Genomic DNA, 15,901 nt, shown 5'->3' with positions numbered 1-15,901 from the left:
AGTACTCAGACCGCCATTATGTCATGGGCCGAGCTGTGTGGGGTTGACGATATTCCCCTCCGGGGGTCTCGGCGGGTAACGCTCGATGCTGAAGAAGTGGCCGTGTTTCGGACCGCAGCGAACACCGTGTTCGCGATCCAGAATGTCTGCCCGCATAAGGGGGGGCCACTCAGCGAAGGGATCGTACATGATACTGCGGTCTCATGTCCCCTGCACGCGATGGTGATTGATCTGGAGACGGGCAGGGCGCGCGGCGCCGACACCGGTTGCGTGCGCACCTACCCAATCGAAATTCGGGAAGGTGGCCGAGTTTACATCGGTCTTCAATCCGGCTGACCCCCCCCCAATGGACCGTATGCGCCCGACAGCAGAAGAAGTCTCCACAACATGCCCTTACTGCGGTGTGGGCTGCGGCGTTCTGGTCAAACCTGACGAAGGTGGGGAAGCCGCCACAGTGCGCGGGAATCCCGATCATCCGGCGAATTTTGGCCGACTTTGCTCGAAAGGATCTGCGTTGGGGGAGACGCTGGATCTGGACGAACGCCAGCTGTTTCCAACCATTTCTGGAGAGAGGGCGAGTTGGGATTCTGCTTTGGACAAAATCGGCAACGGATTTTCAGAGGCGATTGCTACCCATGGGCCCGATAGTGTCGCGCTCTATGTCTCCGGACAGATTCTGACAGAAGACTATTATGTCGCCAACAAGCTCATGAAAGGCTTTGTAGGGTCGGCGAATATCGACACGAATTCGCGACTTTGCATGGCGTCTTCCGTGGCCGGTCACAAGCGCGCGTTCGGTTCGGATACGGTTCCCGGCTGTTATGAGGACCTGGAACGGGCTGACCTTGTTGTGATGGTGGGCAGTAACCTGGCCTGGTGCCACCCCGTGCTTCACAATCGGATCTTGGCGGCAAGGGAAAAGCGTGGCACGCGCCTCGTCATTATCGATCCCCGCAAGACGGCCACCACCGATGCAGCTGACCTTCATCTTCCGATCCGTCCGGGAGCAGATGTTCTGTTGTTCAATGCGCTCTTTGCTCACCTTGCTGCGAGCGACGCTCATGATACGTCGTTCGTTAATGCGCACACCAAGGGGCTGGACGCAGCGCTGGATGCCTCAGGGCCCCTCGGACTGGCCGAACTTTCCATAGCCACAGCGCTGCCAGAATCTGACTTGCGGACCTTCTTTCAGTGGGTGGAGCAGACGCCCGCGACGGTAACCATCTATTCTCAGGGTGTGAATCAATCCTCGGCAGGCTCAGACAAGGTCAATGCGATAATTAATTGCCACTTGGTCACGGGACGTATCGGGAAGCCCGGCTGCGGGCCATTTTCCGTGACGGGCCAGCCCAATGCCATGGGGGGGCGCGAAGTTGGCGGTCTCGCGAACCAATTGGTCGCGCACATGGATTTTGCACCGAAGGATGTCGACCGGGTGCAGCGTTTCTGGCAGGCGCCGAATATGGCCACACAACCTGGTCTGAAAGCGGTCGACCTGTTCGAGGCTGTGCATGAGGGAAAGATCAAAGCACTCTGGATCATGGCAACCAATCCCGTCGTCTCGCTGCCGAATGCTGATCGCGTTCGAGCTGCCATTAAGGCGTGTCCCCTGGTTATTGTGTCGGACGTCACCGGGCGGTCTGATACAGCCAAGCTGGCTGACATTGTGCTCCCGGCCACGGGCTGGGGGGAGAAGTCAGGTACGGTCACCAATTCCGAACGCCGGATCTCCCGTCAACGGAGCTTTCTGAGAGCTCCCGGCGAAACGCGACATGATTGGTGGGCGATTTGCGAAGTGGCGCGCCGCATGGGGTTCAACGGGTTTGACTTTACGTCAGCCGCCGAAATCTACCAGGAGTATGCTGCGCTATCTGCGTTTGAGAATGATGGAACACGCGATTTCAATATCGGGGCCCATGCCAATATTGACGAGAAGGCATATGATGAACTTGTGCCGTTCCAGTGGCCGCTGGCGGAAGATACCCCTCGCTCTGGCAATTTGGCGGCCCTCAATCATCGCTTCTTTTCCGACGGCGAGTTTTTCACGGACGATCACCGCGCCAGATTTGTTGCGACGCCGTTCCTGCCGGCCCTGTCGCAACCGAGCAAGAAACGTCCTTATGTATTGAACACGGGCCGTGTGCGGGATCATTGGCACACGCTGACACGGACAGGAAAATCGCCGCGTCTATCCGCCCATACCGCAGAACCATTCCTCGAAATTTGCCCTGAAGATGCTGACAGGCTGGGCTTGCATCCAGCGGGGCTTGCGGAGGTAAAGAACGAGTATGGGCGTGTAGCCCTGCGGGTTCTGGTGACGGACCGGGTTCAGCCCGGAACTGTATTCGCCCCGATGCACTGGACGGCTCGGTACAGTTCAGGCGGCCGCGTGGACTGCCTGGTTGCGCCAAATGTAGACCCCGTGTCGGGACAACCCGAGTCGAAACATTCTGTCGTGTCCCTAGCACCTCTACGGCCGGATTGGTTTGCATTCGTGGTTTGCAGAACAGAGCTACCGGGCCAGGTTCTGGGAAAGCTGGACTATTGGGCCTCTGCGCGCGCGAGTGGGGGATGGCGATATGAATTGGCTGGGTGCGGAAAACTGCAAGAATGGGCAGAACAATTATGTCCGGACATCTTGGCGGTCCAGATGATCCGCGCAAACGGTCAAATCGCTCGCGCGTCCTTTCAAGATGACTCCCTCGACATATGCTTGATCGCGTCAACGTCCGGACCTGTGAGCGCGGATCGTGGCTGGCTCGCTGGCTTGCTTGCCGTCGACATGGACGAGACAACGAGGCTGGGCCTGTTGGCGGGACGTCCTCCAAGCGGGAAATCGTCCGGCCGGCTTATCTGTTCCTGTCTGGGGGTTGGCAGCGTGGCAATTGGCGAGGCGATCCAGGCCGGGAGCAGGAGTGTCGAGGGGGTCGGGGCCGCTACGGGCGCGGGTACCAATTGTGGGTCATGCAAACCTGAAATTCGTGCCTTTCTGGAAAAGTTGAAGCCGGAAGAAACATCCCCACACACGTTGGCTGCGGAGTAGGCACATGCTTGGAAAATTGACTTTGATCGGTTGTGGTCCGGGCGCATCGGATCTCCTGACAATACGTGCCGCGCGCCGGATCGGTGAGGCAGATATTGTTTTTCATGACCGATTGGTCGAGGCTGATGTGCTGGAACTCGCAAGCCCTGCGGCCACCCTGCAATATGTTGGAAAAAAATGTACGGATGGTGGGCGTCAGCAGACTGACATCAACAGCATGTTGCGTGGCGCCTTGCTGGCAGGACGCCATGTTGCACGTCTGAAGTCTGGCGATCCCATGATATTCGGCCGAGCCGCTGAGGAAATTGCGGTGGCTGTTGAGCTTGGCGCCGAAATTGAAATCGTTCCGGGTGTGACCGCGGCGTTGGCGGCGGCGGCGGAATGCTCGATCCCAGTGACCGAGCGAGCCGAGTTGCAGAGCTTTGTCGTGACGACAGGTCGCTCTGCGAACAAGGACAAGGAACCCGATTGGGCCAATTTATTGAAACCCGGAATATGCGTGGCTTTCTATATGAGCGTAGCGCAGGCATGGCGCATTCAGACCGCCTTGATGGCGCGAGGTGTGCCGGGGTCACTCCAGGCGGAATGGGTGGAGAATGTCGGAAAACAGGACTGTCGCAGGGTAGAAACTCGCTTGGACCGTCTTGCTTTGGATGCTCGGCAACACAGAGTCCGGAACCCTGCCATACTTTTCATTCGTTACCCGCTCAGTGCGACGAATGTGGAAGTTATTCCCGCTCCAGCTGACGGCATGACTATTTAGCCAAATGGGTGATTTGGCTCGTGTCGAGGGCGCCGAGCCGACTTCTCTGGTCTCTGATGGTGAAGCCTGAAATGTAGCCATCAATATTGGTCGGATCGAATATGCGCCGATCCATGAACTGGTCTGCCCCCATGGCGACGGGCTCTGTTGCATCACTCAGTAGCCAGGCATGTTGATGCGCACCTTCCATTTTTTCATCGGCGCTGGGGCAAGCTATGCCCAGTCGCTCGACAGCCTCGCAGTAGATGTCAGGTCGGAAAGCCAGCCTGGCGATAGCACTCGCATCCACATCGTCTGGAGCTTCTCCCCACCGGATCATCTGGGACAGGATCCACTTGGCGTGTGACCGCCAGGGGAAGTTAGCCGCGTAGCGGTGGAAGACGTTGAAATCGGGCATATCTATGCGGAGTTCACCACCCGTCTGTCGGTTCTTTCCCGTCAGTGAGCCTACAACTTCGTCGAAGGGCGCATTCACATAGTCGGGGGTCGAAATGATCTGGGCTGCGGTTAACCGGTTGTCCATGTCATCCAGCCAGGCGCAAGTCTCCGACAAAGCGGCGATGAGCTTTAGATGCCATTCCTTGTTCTGCTCGGTCCAGTCCTGACGCACTCCAAGAACTTTTTCAGGGCCATTCGACCAGATCTCTCCGGATGTGATCAGTGTGCGTCCAATACCCGCAACCACAGCGGCATTGTTCCACGGCTCGCCGACGCAATAGCCATCGATCTGTCCGGCCGCGAGCGCGTCAACCATCAGGGATGGCGGCACGACGACGAGGTTGAGATCGCGCATCGGATCAATGCCGGCGGCGGCCAGCCAGTAGCGCAATTCAAGTGCATGCATCGAATGAGGATACACATGCGCAAAGGTCAGCGCGGCTTTGCCATCTTCCTTGCGCTGGTCTATCACGCGTTTGAGGGCGTAGGCGGAGAGCGGACGACGAGAAATGGTCTCCGGTGCCATCTGCGCCATGGCTTCGAACAAGGTGGTTGAAACGGTGATCGCATTGCCATTGAGGTTGAGCGTGAAGGCTGTCGTGAACTCACCTGGGAAGGGACCGATGCCGGCTGCCGAGGCAACGACCATGGGTGACAGCATGTGGGCGCCATCAATCGCGCCGGTGCCGAGCGCGTCGCGCATGGCTGCCCAGGAAACAAACCGTTTAAGGGTCACATCCAGTCCATGCGCTGCGAAAGCACCACGCTCCTTGGCTACCGCCAATGGGGCGCAATCTGTGAGCTGTGCAAATCCGAGTGTGAGAGAATGTGCCATCAGATGTTGTCCGGTGCATGCTTGCCGGCAAGCATGCCGACAATGGTCAAAATGTTTTCAGCCACCTCTTTGATGGGCTTGCCCTGTTGTTGGGACATGGTGCGTATTGAGGAGAAGGCTTGGTCCTCCGTCATGCCATGATGCTGCATCAGCATGCCTTTCGCGCGCTCTATCACTTTGCGAGCGGCGAGATCGTCCTTGGTTTTTTTCAGTTCGTTGCGCAGGCCATCCATGTGACGGAAGCGGGCAATGGCCGTGTCGATGAGGGGCTGGACCCGTTTGGGGGTTAAGCCATCAATCACATAGGCGCTGACGCCGGCTTCAATTGCCTCCTGCATACCGCCGCCACCTTCTTCCTCCACGAACATCACAATGGGTTTGGGGTTGGATTGGGCGACCAGGCGCAGGCTTTCAATCGTGTCTCTATCCGGCGAATTGCAATCCATGATGATAACATCCGGACTGATCCGGGCGATCAGGTCGAGGAGAACCCGTCCATGGGTTTGCGTGGCTGTGTGCACCACGGCATTGGCGATCAGTCCCTCTTCAACCTGCCGGGCCCGTTCCGGATCTTCATCAATCAACAGCACGCTCAAAGGCGCAGCCGAAGTGACTGCGCCTTGAGCTGGAACAGCTTCAACTTCCTGACCCTTAGAGGGCGAAGTCAAACTGGATCCAGAACTTGCTGGTGTTTGTGGCGAAGTCATCTGCGCTGTAATCCGCATATTTGAGGGTGATACCGATCTTGTCCCATTTTGCAGAAGCCGCGAGATCGAGTTCGCTGCCATAATCGGCCCCTCCGACATCTGCGCTGAAATCATGATAGACTGCAGTCAAGGCCACACCACTGAACGGGCCGACATCGCCAACCTGATACGCTGCCTTTGCATAAATATCTTCCACACCGGTCGTGGGAGTGGTCAAAAACTTGTCGGCCCAGCCCTGGAATTTGTGAAGCGTCGCCAGCGGTGTTTGAAATCCGCGTGCATCGTCGCCGCCGAGCACTTCAATGCCGGCGCCGAGCGTAACTGCTTCAACAGAATATGTGCCTTCAACGAGATAGTAATCGGCCGAGTAATCCAGGGAACTGGAGCCATAGTCGGACTGGGTAGCGTAGGAAACTGTGTATCCGAGCTTTCCGGTCCCGATGGCTTGCTTTCCCGCCAATCTGGCGCCGACTGTCTGGGACGAGAAAACGCCGCCAGCATTGTCAACGTCAATCTGATAGGCAAAGCCAGTCAGCGTGCCGATCGGGGTGGGGTGACTGAGGTTCAGCAGATAGGAATCGCCATCCCAGCGTCCCACGGCGGAATCATCTCCAAAGATGCGGTTGATCTGGGCGATATAGGTGAAATCGACCTTCAGTTCACCCAACGAGGAATTCTGAACCCTTGCTCCATCGAAGGTCTGCTCATTCTGGCGCCATCCGACATTGCCCACAAAACGCGCGTCATCCAGGCCGATCCTTTGGCGACCCAGCGTGATTATCGTATCCGGCAATGAGGTATTGGTTAGTTGAAATCGGTTCAATTCCGTTGCATTCGGATCCGCGACGACCGGATAGCCGGTCTTTCCATTGATGGTCGAATTGAAATCGTCGATGAGGTCGTCGATGTGATCGAACTCGACCAAGAGAGCGGTGTCGAAGATTTTGCCTGTCTCGAAGCCGGCTCGGAAGCGATAGGTGAGGGCGCTTGCATCCTCCGGCAGGCCTTCCTGTTCGACGCCCTCATAGCGAAGCCGTGCATTGAAGATCGGCTTTGTGTCAGCCAGTGCGGTTTCCCAGCGGGAAGTGGTCTGGTCGGCTTCGGCTGCACACGGGAGTGCAACGGAGAGCAACACGACAGGCGCGATGAGCGCGCGGAAATTGGGTTTTGCAGACATGATCAGTCCTCGGTCTGAACTGGCATCGCCCTGAAAGGCGTAGACCAGCAGAAAGAAAAATAGCCCGGAAACCAGCGTCCGGACGGTTCAACTTCTTCACCGAAGATTTGCGCCCAGCTTCGGGCGCGAAGACTTTGACCATTCAAAGCTGGCTAGTTTTTGCCCCGGGCCACCGAACTGTGCAACGGGATCAAGGAGTGACAAAAAACTTCCGCCAATTCAGATCAGTCTCTGGGCGGGATGATTGAGGTCTGCCAGAAATTCAGTCATTCTGGGCAGGTCGGGAAGATGTAGCGGTTTACGCTGCTGTCACGGGGAAAGGATCTTTGAATGACGGTCATGGGGTGCCTGTTCGCGGGAGGCGCAGGACGCAGGCTCGGCGGCGTTGAAAAAGCGTTGATCGAATTTTCCGGAAGTCCCCTCTGGAAGCGCGCCACCCACCGGATCACCCCCATGGTCGACCAGATGGTGGTCACGGGTCCTACCGCGCCGGAGTGGTCGGAGGCTGTTCCGGGGCTGGTTTTCGTGCAAGATTTCCAGCCGAACGGTGAGCCTATCGGCCCGGCGGGGGGGCTTCTCGCAGCATTGGAGCATTGTCTGCGAGAGAAAGGACCAGAGAGCTTACTGCTGACCGTTCCGATTGATGCCCCGTTCTTCCCGGTGGACCTATTCGCACAATTGTCCACTGGCCGCGGTAACGCACGCGCCGCCCTGGTCGAAACGGAGTTTCGTCTACAGCCGACATTTGGCCTTTGGTCATGTGCGCTCGCGCCAGATGTCCGCTCTTGTGTCAAGCAGGGCAAATTGGCGCTCCACGCAATCGCCGATCATGTAGGAGCAGTCAAAGTCCGGTTTCAGGCCGAAGATGAGGCGTTCCTGAATATAAATACGCCGGAGGATATTCAGCGCGCTGAAGCTGTAGCGACCTTGTTGGAACAGTCTTAGCCTGCCTCTCCGACGGGTTTGATCAATCGATCAGGCCAGCCAGACACCTTCCACCATATCTCCAGCCGCCAGGGCCGGCGCGTCAGAGGGGCGGTGAATCAGGAAGTTCGTCTCGATAAAGGGCGTGAGCAGAGAGCTGTCCTGGTTGCTGGCGGGCGTGATACTGGGGGCCTCATTCTTGGTGTGGGCTAACGTCCCTCTCAGGAAGGCCTCTCGCGCTCCGTTTGCCGATAAGGACGCTACGAGAGGCGCCTGCATCCATTGGGCGTCGGCTGGTTGGCCTTGAAGGGCATTCATCAGGGGCCTCAAAAAGAGATGGGCGCAAACAAGAGCCGAGGCCGGGTTTCCCGGTAGTCCCAGAACGTATTGATGATCTCGTCTGGAATGCCAGGTCGGCTTTCCGGGCTTTATGGCGATTTTGGTGAAGATGGGGTCAAAGCCGAGATGCCCGAAAACATCCTTCATGTGGTCATGATCGCCCACGGACGCGCCGCCGATTGGGACAAAGACATCCGGGTTACCCGCGTCTTCTACGCGGCGTCTGATATCGGATGGGTCATCCCTTGCTGTACCGAGATTGATGGCCTCTGCTCCCCAGTCGCGGATCAACGCCTTCAGTGCATATTCGTTGGAGGATATGATCTGTCCGGGTTGCAGGTCGGAGCCGGGAGGTTTCAATTCGTCGCCATTGGTCAGTAATGCCACACGTGGGCGACGATACACAATCATGTATGCATGATTGGCGGCCGCACAAATAGAGAGGTGAGCTGGCCTGATCCGGGCACCTGCTTCAAGAAGCACTTGCCCTGCGTGAAAATCGACCCCCGCTTGCCGGATGTTGCGCGGCGATACCTGGGGCACATTGATCCAGACTGTGGTGTCCTGCCGCCGGACATCTTCCTGAATGATGACATGGTCACATCCGCGCGGGATAACCGAGCCGGTGAAGACCCGCACACATTGGCCGGGAGCGACAATGCCATCAAAGGGCGTGCCTGCGGCGGCCTCTCCAATCAATGCCAGAGGCCCATTGCTGAGCGCTTCTGCGAATCGCACGGCGTAGCCATCCATGGCAGACATGGCCGCGGGCGGATGGGTCAGTCTCGCCGCCACATCTTCCGCCAATATTCGACCGACACACTCCTCCAATGGAAGCGTTTCCGTTTCCTGGATGGCTGGCACACTGCCGATATGCGCCAAGGCTTCCTGTCTGGTAATCATGGGATCGGTCTATACATGACTGGTCAGAAGGCGGAAGGCCACGATCAACACGAGCAGTGCAGTGATTGCTTTCACCCAACGCTCGGGGAACATGCCGAGAAGGAGTTTGTGCCCCAGCCAGCTGCCGAAGGCGACAGCGATGAGGAGGGGCCAGAATTCCCAGAGATCGATCGTCATTCTGCCAGTCTGCAATGACAGTGACTTTCCGACCAGTGCGGCAACAGAGTTGGCCGCGATATAGGCACTGGACAAGGCAGCTATGGTTCGTGGAGGGGCCCATCTGACGAGATGGAGGATCGGTGCCAGAAAGATGCCGCCGCCAATCCCGACAAGGCCTGACACATAGCCAATCCCTGCGCCTATTAAAGGGGCCGCGAGTTTTGGCAGGCGCGACGTGCTCAATGTCTCAGGGGACGTGCGCATGAAGCTTGTCCATGCCAGTTGGATGCCCGCTGCAAGCAGGGCGCCGCCCAGTAGCAGGACGAGTGTGCGTTCGGGGATAGGTGTCAGTCCGCCCAGGAAGGCTGCCGGCACAGACATGGCCAGGATCGGTAGGACGCGAGAGTTTGGATACAGGCCAGCCTTCCAGCATTTCGCCACCCCCAGGCTGGACACGAGGATGTTGCAGCAGAGGGAGACAATCGGCACCAGCATTACGGGCACGCCCGAGATCACCAGCAGGGCCGTATACGTCGAGCCGCCGCCGAACCCAACGCTCGAATAGAGAAGTGCCACAAGCGCGAAGCCGAGCGTAAGCCAGATCATCGTATCTTGGTGCCTCCTGAAAAAAGGGATGTAAACATGCGGCTATCCCGCGCTAGGTTGTCCGGGTTGTCAGGATTGTTCGAGGAATTCCAGCGTGATCCGTATTCAAAGCGCTCCGTTGGACATAGAGTCCGAACTTCAGGCATATCGCCTGAGCTCTCCGGATTATGGGGCGCTTGCCAGTTTCGAAGGGTATGTTCGAAGCGAGCATGGGAACGTCACGGCGCTCGAACTTCAGCATTATCCTGCCGTGACCGAAGCGGAGATCGCCCGGTTCGAACGAATGGCCCGGGCTCGGTTCGATGTGCTAGACTGCCTGATAATTCATCGTGTTGGTCGAATATTGCCTTCAGAAGCGATTGTACTGGTAGCGGTTCTGGCAAAACACAGGAAACCTGCCTTCGAAGCTGTCGACTTTCTTATGGATTATCTGAAGACAAGTGCTCCCTTTTGGAAAAAGCAGATCGGTCCCGACGGAGAGACCTGGATCGAGCCCAGATCGAGCGATCATGCGGCCGCAGCTGCGTGGAACAAAGAAAGTTGATCCCGTATGACCGATAAGCCGGAACTGCCAGCGCCCGGGGGCAAAATAGTGATGGAGCGCGCCTTCAAGCCCGTTCGTATCGCCCTGCTGACCGTTTCGGATTCGCGCGATGAATCGTCTGATACGTCAGGTGCTATTCTCTCAGCGCGCGTAGAAGAGGCAGGTCATATACTGGCAGCCCGGACGCTGGTCACGGACGACAAGGAAATCATTTCCGCGACAGTCCGGACGTGGATCGACGCGTCGGACATCGACGTCGTGATCTCGACGGGAGGAACCGGGTTGACGGGCCGGGACGTCACGCCGGAAGCTCTGATGCCGTTGTTCGAGAAGCAGATCGAAGGATTTGCCGTCGTCTGGCACATGGTGAGCTATCAGAGCGTCGGCCTGTCCACATTACAGTCTCGCGCCTGTGCTGGCGTGTCGAATGGCACATTCATCTTCTGCCTGCCCGGGTCGAATGGCGCTTGCCGGGACGGCTGGGACAAGGTGATCCGGTGGCAATTGGACAGTCGCCACGCCCCCTGCAACATGGTCGAACTGATGCCCCGCTTGAAAGAGAGATGACGTCATGAGCGGAGAGGGACTGACACATCTTGATTCCCAGGGACGACCACAGATGGTCGACGTATCCGCGAAGGATGTCAGCGCGCGGGTCGCGATGGCTGAAGGCGTAGTTCGCATGTCCGCCGCAACGCGGGATCTTGCATTGGGTGGAACGTCGAAAAAGGGGGATGCAATCACGACCAGCATTCTGGCGGGGATCATGGCCGCGAAACGGACCGCCGAATTGATCCCGCTCTGTCACCCGCTTCCCTTGTCACGGGTGAATGTCGACATTACGCCCAATGAAAATGGCCTTCGAGTGGTGGCAGAGGTGCGCACTTCTGGCCGGACGGGCGTGGAAATGGAAGCACTGACGGCGGTGAGTGTCGCTTGTCTCACGCTCTACGACATGCTGAAGGCTGTGCAGAAGGACATGGAGGTCTATTCCATCCGACTGCTGAGTAAAACCGGAGGCAGTTCGGGTGACTACTCCGCGTCGCCGGCTGAGGATTCGGCTTGAAGGTTCGTCTTATCGGGCCCGGTGAGGCGGAGGTTGGCGCATCAGGCCAAGCGCCACCGCGTTCCGCGCTCGTCGATGGGGCAGGGCGGCGGGTCAGCTATCTTCGGCTCTCGGTCACGGACCGGTGTGACTTACGATGCACCTATTGCATGCCGGAGCGTATGCGGTTTCTACCGAAGACGGACATTCTCAGTTTTGAGGAATTGGCCAGGCTGGTTGATGGGTTTATCGCGCGAGGCATCACGAAACTGAGGATCACGGGTGGAGAGCCCCTTGTGCGCCGAGATGTCATGCAATTGCTGGAACATCTTTCGCGCAGACTCGGCACGACCGGTCTGAAAGAGATTTCCTTGACCACGAACGGGACGCGCCTCGAACACTATGCAGCGGATTTGAAACGTCTGGGTATTGAGCGCATCAATGTGTCTCTGGACACGCTGTCGCCGAAGATGTTTCAAAGGGTCACGAGGAAAGACCAGTTCGAGACGGTCATGCGGGGGATCGCGAAGGCCCGTGATGTCGGATTGAAGATCAAGATCAACACTGTGGCCTTGCGAAACATCAACGAAGACGAGATCCCCGAAATAGTCGAATGGGCTCATCGTCAGGCCTTTGATGTCTCCCTGATTGAGACCATGCCATTGGGCGAAGGTGTGGCCGCTCGTGAAGACCACTACCTTTCGCTTCTTACAGTACGTGAGACGTTGGCTAAGCGCTGGAGCCTGGAGCCGTTGGTCTATTCGACTGGTGGACCTTCGCGGTACGTACGAATTGCCGAAACAGGCGGCCGATTGGGATTCATTTCACCGCTCAGCCACAATTTCTGCGGGACGTGCAATCGTGTGCGGGTTACCTGCACGGGTATGTTGTATACCTGTCTTGGATACGAGGCCGGGGTAGATCTGCGCGGTGCCCTGCGTGCAGAGCCGGATGGATCAGTGTTCCACGACGTATTGGATCAGGCATTGCGCCAAAAGCCTGAGCGCCATAATTTCGATGCAGAGCGCATTGACCAGCCCGCCACACAACGCACTATGTCTGTTACGGGAGGCTAGGCGTGGCGAAAGGAAAAATCCTGTTTTTCGGAAAGCTGTCGGATCTGGCGGGCGCCAACGAATGGCCTATGCCCGAATTCGATGGAGACTTGCCTGCAACCAGGTTTATTGCGCACATATGTCAAACGCGTCCTGACCTTGCCGCGGTGCTCTCCGAACAGCAAAATCGAATCTGTGTGAATCATGAGATTCATCCCGCAGCGGCAACACTCCGAATTTCAAGTGAGGATGAGGTCGCCTTCATCCCTCCAATGAGTGGGGGATGACTGCATGGCCTCAAGAAGGTGTTGTCAGGGCAAACATCTGGAGGCGACCAATCCTGGTGTTTAGCCTGAGGAAATGGCCAAGAACCCGTTTCGCTACTTTAAAGCCTCGCCTGAGATCATCCAGCTTGCGTGTTGATGTACGTCTGATTTCCGCTGTCGCTCCAAAATGTCGAGGACCTTGTCCACAAGCGAGGGAGGGATAGATGTCAGCTACGAAAGCCTGAGGCTCTGGGTTGATCGGTTCGGCACATTGTTCGCACACAAGATCTGGAGGCGGCGCTCAGAGTCGATGCGAAGAAGCCTCCAATGGCGGTGGCACCTGGACGACGTCTTCGTCGAGATTCGCGGCTTACACCACTACCTCTGGCGAGCCGTGGATCAGGAAAGCGAAGTCCTGGAATCGTTTGTCGCGAAGAAGCGCCATAAGGCTGCTGCGTTGAGGTTTCCTCAAAAAAGCAATGAAGCGACATGGGAATCCACGAATTATTGTGACTCGTAGATGGCCGTCTAATCGGGCCGCGATGAAGGTCATCGGAAGTGAGGCGCGCCAAGAAACTGGTCGCCATCTGATTAAACGCGCATAAATTTCACACCTATCCTTCCGCAGGCGAGAGCGGGCGATGTCCCGGCTCAGGCGGATGCGAAGTCTGCAGAAGTTCGTCTCAGTTTCTTCGTCAGTGCACAATCACTTCAACTTTGAAAGGCACGACAACACCAGAACCCTGTTCAAACAGAAACGAGACACCGCGCTTCGCGAGTGGCGCGACCTCCTTGTTGCCTAGCACCTGCTCGTCCGCGAATTGTGGAGACTGGTTCGCATTAGACTGACAGCATCCGCGCGAACATGCTGAGCGATGCGGCCGATTCTCATCTTGGCGGCGGTTCCGAGACTAAGCCTGGGGCTCGGACGGGCCCGCCGGTAGCCGGGCTAAGCCCCAAACCCATGGCGGCTGACGAAAGTATCGTAACGATTGCCGCCGTCAGCAGGGCTGCATAACCACCGATCTGGTCTAGAAGACCGGCGCTGCCCGCACCGAGCATCATGCCGAGCGCCATTGATCCCATCATTAAAGCATATGAGGTGGCCGCCACGTGCTCTTCACACACGCGCATGCCCAGTGTCACCATGCAGAGGTAAAACCCGGAAACGATCAGGGTGTAAAACAGGTACCAGCTTGAAAAAAACAAGTCGGTTGTCGAAGCGAGTGCCACAAAGATGAATATGGCGATGACACCGGCCACGATACCCGATGTCCAATATCCGAGTGTGGCTGGCCCGATTGTGTCGGTTACCCAGCCCCCAACCAACAATAAACCGGCACTGGAGATCAGATATCCAATCCCCGCCAAGGACGAATATCGCGTCTCTCCCCACTGCATTTCCTGGGCTGCGAATGCCGGCAGCGTCGCTTCGATTATACCTTGATGCATGCCGTAGAAAACGCAGAGACCAATGATCAAGAGCGGGTCACGCCGAAGCAAGACGCGGAACGTTTCGCGCAACACAGGCCACCAGGCGTCTGGTTTGGCATCGCGGCTCTGGACCGACGTCTGGCCCTCATTCCATGGAAAGAGTTTTTCACCCGGGCGTTCCCGGATCAGGATGGCGGCGAATGCGGGGATCGAGAACAGGCAGGCGGTTGCGATCATCGCAATCGGAAAGCTCTGATACTCAAGGAAATACCCAACCAATGCCGCGCCGCCAGCCATGCCCACAGACTTTCCGCCCAGCATGAAAGCATTGATCTTTCCGAGTTCATTCTTGGGAGTCAGGTCGATGATCATCGCGTCCAGCGCCACGTCCTGAACGGCCGTCATGGCCGACAAGACCGCGCCAAAAATGATGACCGTCGCCAGCTCACTCGGTAAAGGGCTCCGAATGGCGAAGGCGATGAGCGAAATGATCAAACAGGCCTGCGCGCCAACAAGCCATGCGCGCCGACGGCCCATCGGCAGAAAGGCATACCGGTCGACAACGGCGCCAATAAAAAACTTGAGACTCCAGGGTAATGAGATTGCTGCGATAAACGACCCGATCGCCCCAACGGGCTGTCCGTTCACGGCAAGCCAACTCGGAATTGCGACGAAGAATAACCCCTGGGCCAAGCCTTGCGCCAGATAAAGTAAAGTACCGGTCGCAAAGCGCAAACGTGCATTTTCGGTATAAGCTGGCAGCGTAGAGGTTCCGGCTTTTAGAGCGATATTCGCGTTATCCGTCATATCAAAGTGCCTCACTCAAACAGGGTTGTGGATAACCGGGAGCCAACCCTGCTTATCGCCTTTGCCGGAGACCTCTGTTGCCAGTAAAATTAGGGGGGGCATCCAGAAGTCTCCGGTCGACACAGCTATGCCAAGCCTCTCGGTCGGAGGTCCGATAAGCCATGCAGCACACTGTTTTTATTAATGTAATCCGAGTAAACTGTGCAGGGTCACGGCGACCACCGTCAAGCGATGCAAGCGTCAAAATAGTGTCAAATCGGTCGATAGATTATGTGACCATGACGGGTGCGGACCATACTGAGAAGCAAATACGACACCCCACATATCGAGGTTTGACCAGGAAACGGGGTGCCGTGAAAGAATTCCGCACTGTTAAATGCCGGCTTTATTTAAGGTCGATCTCATGCACGATGTAGCTGCCGGTGATTTCGCGCAATTCTGGATAGGTCTCAAGCGCCCGCTTTGAATCCGCATCAGCTTGCTCCTGGCCGAGCGCGTCCATGATTGCCTCATACTTCTCTTTCGATGGAGCCATATCGGCAAGACTGGCATACTTTGTGACAAGCAGCAGATTAAAATCACCGCTCTCAGGCGTAATGCTCGAATAGATGGAATAGTCCTCAATATAGCCGAGCTCTTTACTGATTTCCGCGCCCCGAACCCAGGTCGCCTTCAGACCCTCGAGATAGTGATCGCCCGCATTGGTCTTCACCTTGATAGTTCCGATTTCCCAGACCGCGTCGCTGATCTCATAATCAGTGAATGGCTCTAGTTGGGCCTGCGCAGGTGTGAGTCCGATTGAAAATGCGATCAGTAGCAAGCTGAAAATTCGTTTCATGGTTTCTCTCCGTAATTC

Annotated in this window: 16 protein-coding genes and 1 pseudogene; 10 read left to right on the top strand and 7 right to left on the bottom strand. The window is 57.0% G+C overall.

Annotated elements, in window-relative coordinates; translation table 11 throughout:
- Positions 1-18 precede the first annotated feature (18 nt).
- The 3 genes from nirD to cobA are packed head-to-tail and all read left to right on the top strand — an operon-like array spanning position 19 to position 3,806.
- Positions 19-336 (top strand): nitrite reductase small subunit NirD, encoded by a 318-nt coding sequence (gene nirD / locus B2344_RS09690; RefSeq protein WP_349678450.1) that lies wholly within the window; start codon positions 19-21, stop codon positions 334-336.
- Between the two features lie 10 nt (positions 337-346).
- Positions 347-3,043: a nitrate reductase gene (locus B2344_RS09685; protein WP_290485104.1), complete on the top strand. Its 2,697-nt coding sequence runs from the start codon at positions 347-349 to the stop codon at positions 3,041-3,043.
- A 4-nt stretch (positions 3,044-3,047) separates the two neighbouring features.
- Positions 3,048-3,806: a uroporphyrinogen-III C-methyltransferase gene (gene cobA, locus B2344_RS09680; protein ID WP_290485103.1), complete on the top strand. Its 759-nt coding sequence runs from the start codon at positions 3,048-3,050 to the stop codon at positions 3,804-3,806.
- On the opposite strand, the gene B2344_RS09675 is transcribed toward cobA, so the two are convergent.
- From B2344_RS09675 to B2344_RS09665, 3 genes are read right to left on the bottom strand one after another with little or no spacing between them, the layout of a single operon-like run.
- Positions 3,799-5,079, bottom strand: a complete 1,281-nt coding sequence (locus B2344_RS09675) for a CmpA/NrtA family ABC transporter substrate-binding protein (RefSeq protein ID WP_290483046.1) — start codon at positions 5,077-5,079, stop codon at positions 3,799-3,801. The genes cobA and B2344_RS09675 overlap by 8 nt on opposite strands.
- Positions 5,079-5,747, bottom strand: coding sequence for an ANTAR domain-containing response regulator (locus B2344_RS09670; RefSeq protein ID WP_290480744.1), 669 nt, complete (start codon positions 5,745-5,747; stop codon positions 5,079-5,081). The genes B2344_RS09675 and B2344_RS09670 overlap by 1 nt, the downstream gene beginning before the upstream one ends.
- On the bottom strand, positions 5,731-6,963 hold the full coding sequence (locus B2344_RS09665; protein ID WP_290480745.1) for a hypothetical protein: 1,233 nt from the start codon (positions 6,961-6,963) through the stop codon (positions 5,731-5,733). Before B2344_RS09665 ends, B2344_RS09670 begins: the two co-directional genes overlap by 17 nt.
- A gap of 330 nt (positions 6,964-7,293) precedes the next feature.
- Between B2344_RS09665 and mobA the strand changes: the two genes are divergently transcribed.
- Positions 7,294-7,908: a molybdenum cofactor guanylyltransferase gene (gene mobA, locus B2344_RS09660; protein ID WP_290483045.1), complete on the top strand. Its 615-nt coding sequence runs from the start codon at positions 7,294-7,296 to the stop codon at positions 7,906-7,908.
- Positions 7,909-7,938: 30 nt separating this feature from the next.
- Here the strand turns inward: mobA and glp are convergent, their stop codons facing one another.
- Positions 7,939-9,129 (bottom strand): gephyrin-like molybdotransferase Glp, encoded by a 1,191-nt coding sequence (gene glp / locus B2344_RS09655; protein WP_290485102.1) that lies wholly within the window; start codon positions 9,127-9,129, stop codon positions 7,939-7,941.
- 9 nt (positions 9,130-9,138) lie between these two features.
- Complete coding sequence (locus B2344_RS09650) at positions 9,139-9,894, bottom strand: sulfite exporter TauE/SafE family protein (protein ID WP_290485101.1); 756 nt, start codon at positions 9,892-9,894, stop codon at positions 9,139-9,141.
- Between the two features lie 94 nt (positions 9,895-9,988).
- Here B2344_RS09650 and B2344_RS09645 point away from each other — a divergent pair, with 94 nt between their 5' ends.
- The 6 genes and pseudogenes from B2344_RS09645 to B2344_RS15955 all read left to right on the top strand — a co-directional run bounded on the left by B2344_RS09645 (position 9,989) and on the right by B2344_RS15955 (position 13,607).
- Complete coding sequence (locus B2344_RS09645) at positions 9,989-10,438, top strand: molybdenum cofactor biosynthesis protein MoaE (RefSeq protein WP_290480749.1); 450 nt, start codon at positions 9,989-9,991, stop codon at positions 10,436-10,438.
- Positions 10,439-10,444: 6 nt separating this feature from the next.
- Positions 10,445-11,005 carry a molybdenum cofactor biosynthesis protein B gene (moaB, locus tag B2344_RS09640; RefSeq protein WP_206993119.1) on the top strand — a complete coding sequence of 187 codons (561 nt, stop codon included), beginning with the start codon at positions 10,445-10,447 and terminating at the stop codon, positions 11,003-11,005.
- 52 nt (positions 11,006-11,057) lie between these two features.
- Positions 11,058-11,504, top strand: a complete 447-nt coding sequence (moaC, locus tag B2344_RS09635; RefSeq protein ID WP_349678447.1) for a cyclic pyranopterin monophosphate synthase MoaC — start codon at positions 11,058-11,060, stop codon at positions 11,502-11,504.
- Between the two features lie 11 nt (positions 11,505-11,515).
- Positions 11,516-12,559, top strand: a complete 1,044-nt coding sequence (gene moaA, locus B2344_RS09630) for a GTP 3',8-cyclase MoaA (protein WP_349679791.1) — start codon at positions 11,516-11,518, stop codon at positions 12,557-12,559.
- Between the two features lie 2 nt (positions 12,560-12,561).
- The gene (locus B2344_RS16025) at positions 12,562-12,825 is read left to right on the top strand and encodes a MoaD/ThiS family protein (protein ID WP_290944795.1); all 264 of its coding nucleotides are present in this window, start codon (positions 12,562-12,564) and stop codon (positions 12,823-12,825) included.
- Between the two features lie 73 nt (positions 12,826-12,898).
- Positions 12,899-13,607 (top strand): annotated as a pseudogene (locus tag B2344_RS15955) (IS6 family transposase).
- 85 nt (positions 13,608-13,692) lie between these two features.
- Here B2344_RS15955 and B2344_RS09620 read toward each other — a convergent pair.
- Positions 13,693-15,045, bottom strand: a complete 1,353-nt coding sequence (locus B2344_RS09620; protein ID WP_290485098.1) for an MFS transporter — start codon at positions 15,043-15,045, stop codon at positions 13,693-13,695.
- A gap of 385 nt (positions 15,046-15,430) precedes the next feature.
- Entirely contained in the window at positions 15,431-15,883 is a 453-nt protein-coding gene (locus tag B2344_RS09615) for a hypothetical protein (protein WP_290480755.1), read from the bottom strand.
- Positions 15,884-15,901 lie beyond the last annotated feature (18 nt).

The sequence above is a fragment of the Hyphomonas sp. UBA3195 genome, assembly GCF_002366485.1.
GTDB lineage: Bacteria > Pseudomonadota > Alphaproteobacteria > Caulobacterales > Hyphomonadaceae > Hyphomonas.
This window is presented reverse-complemented; position numbering and strand designations above follow the sequence as displayed.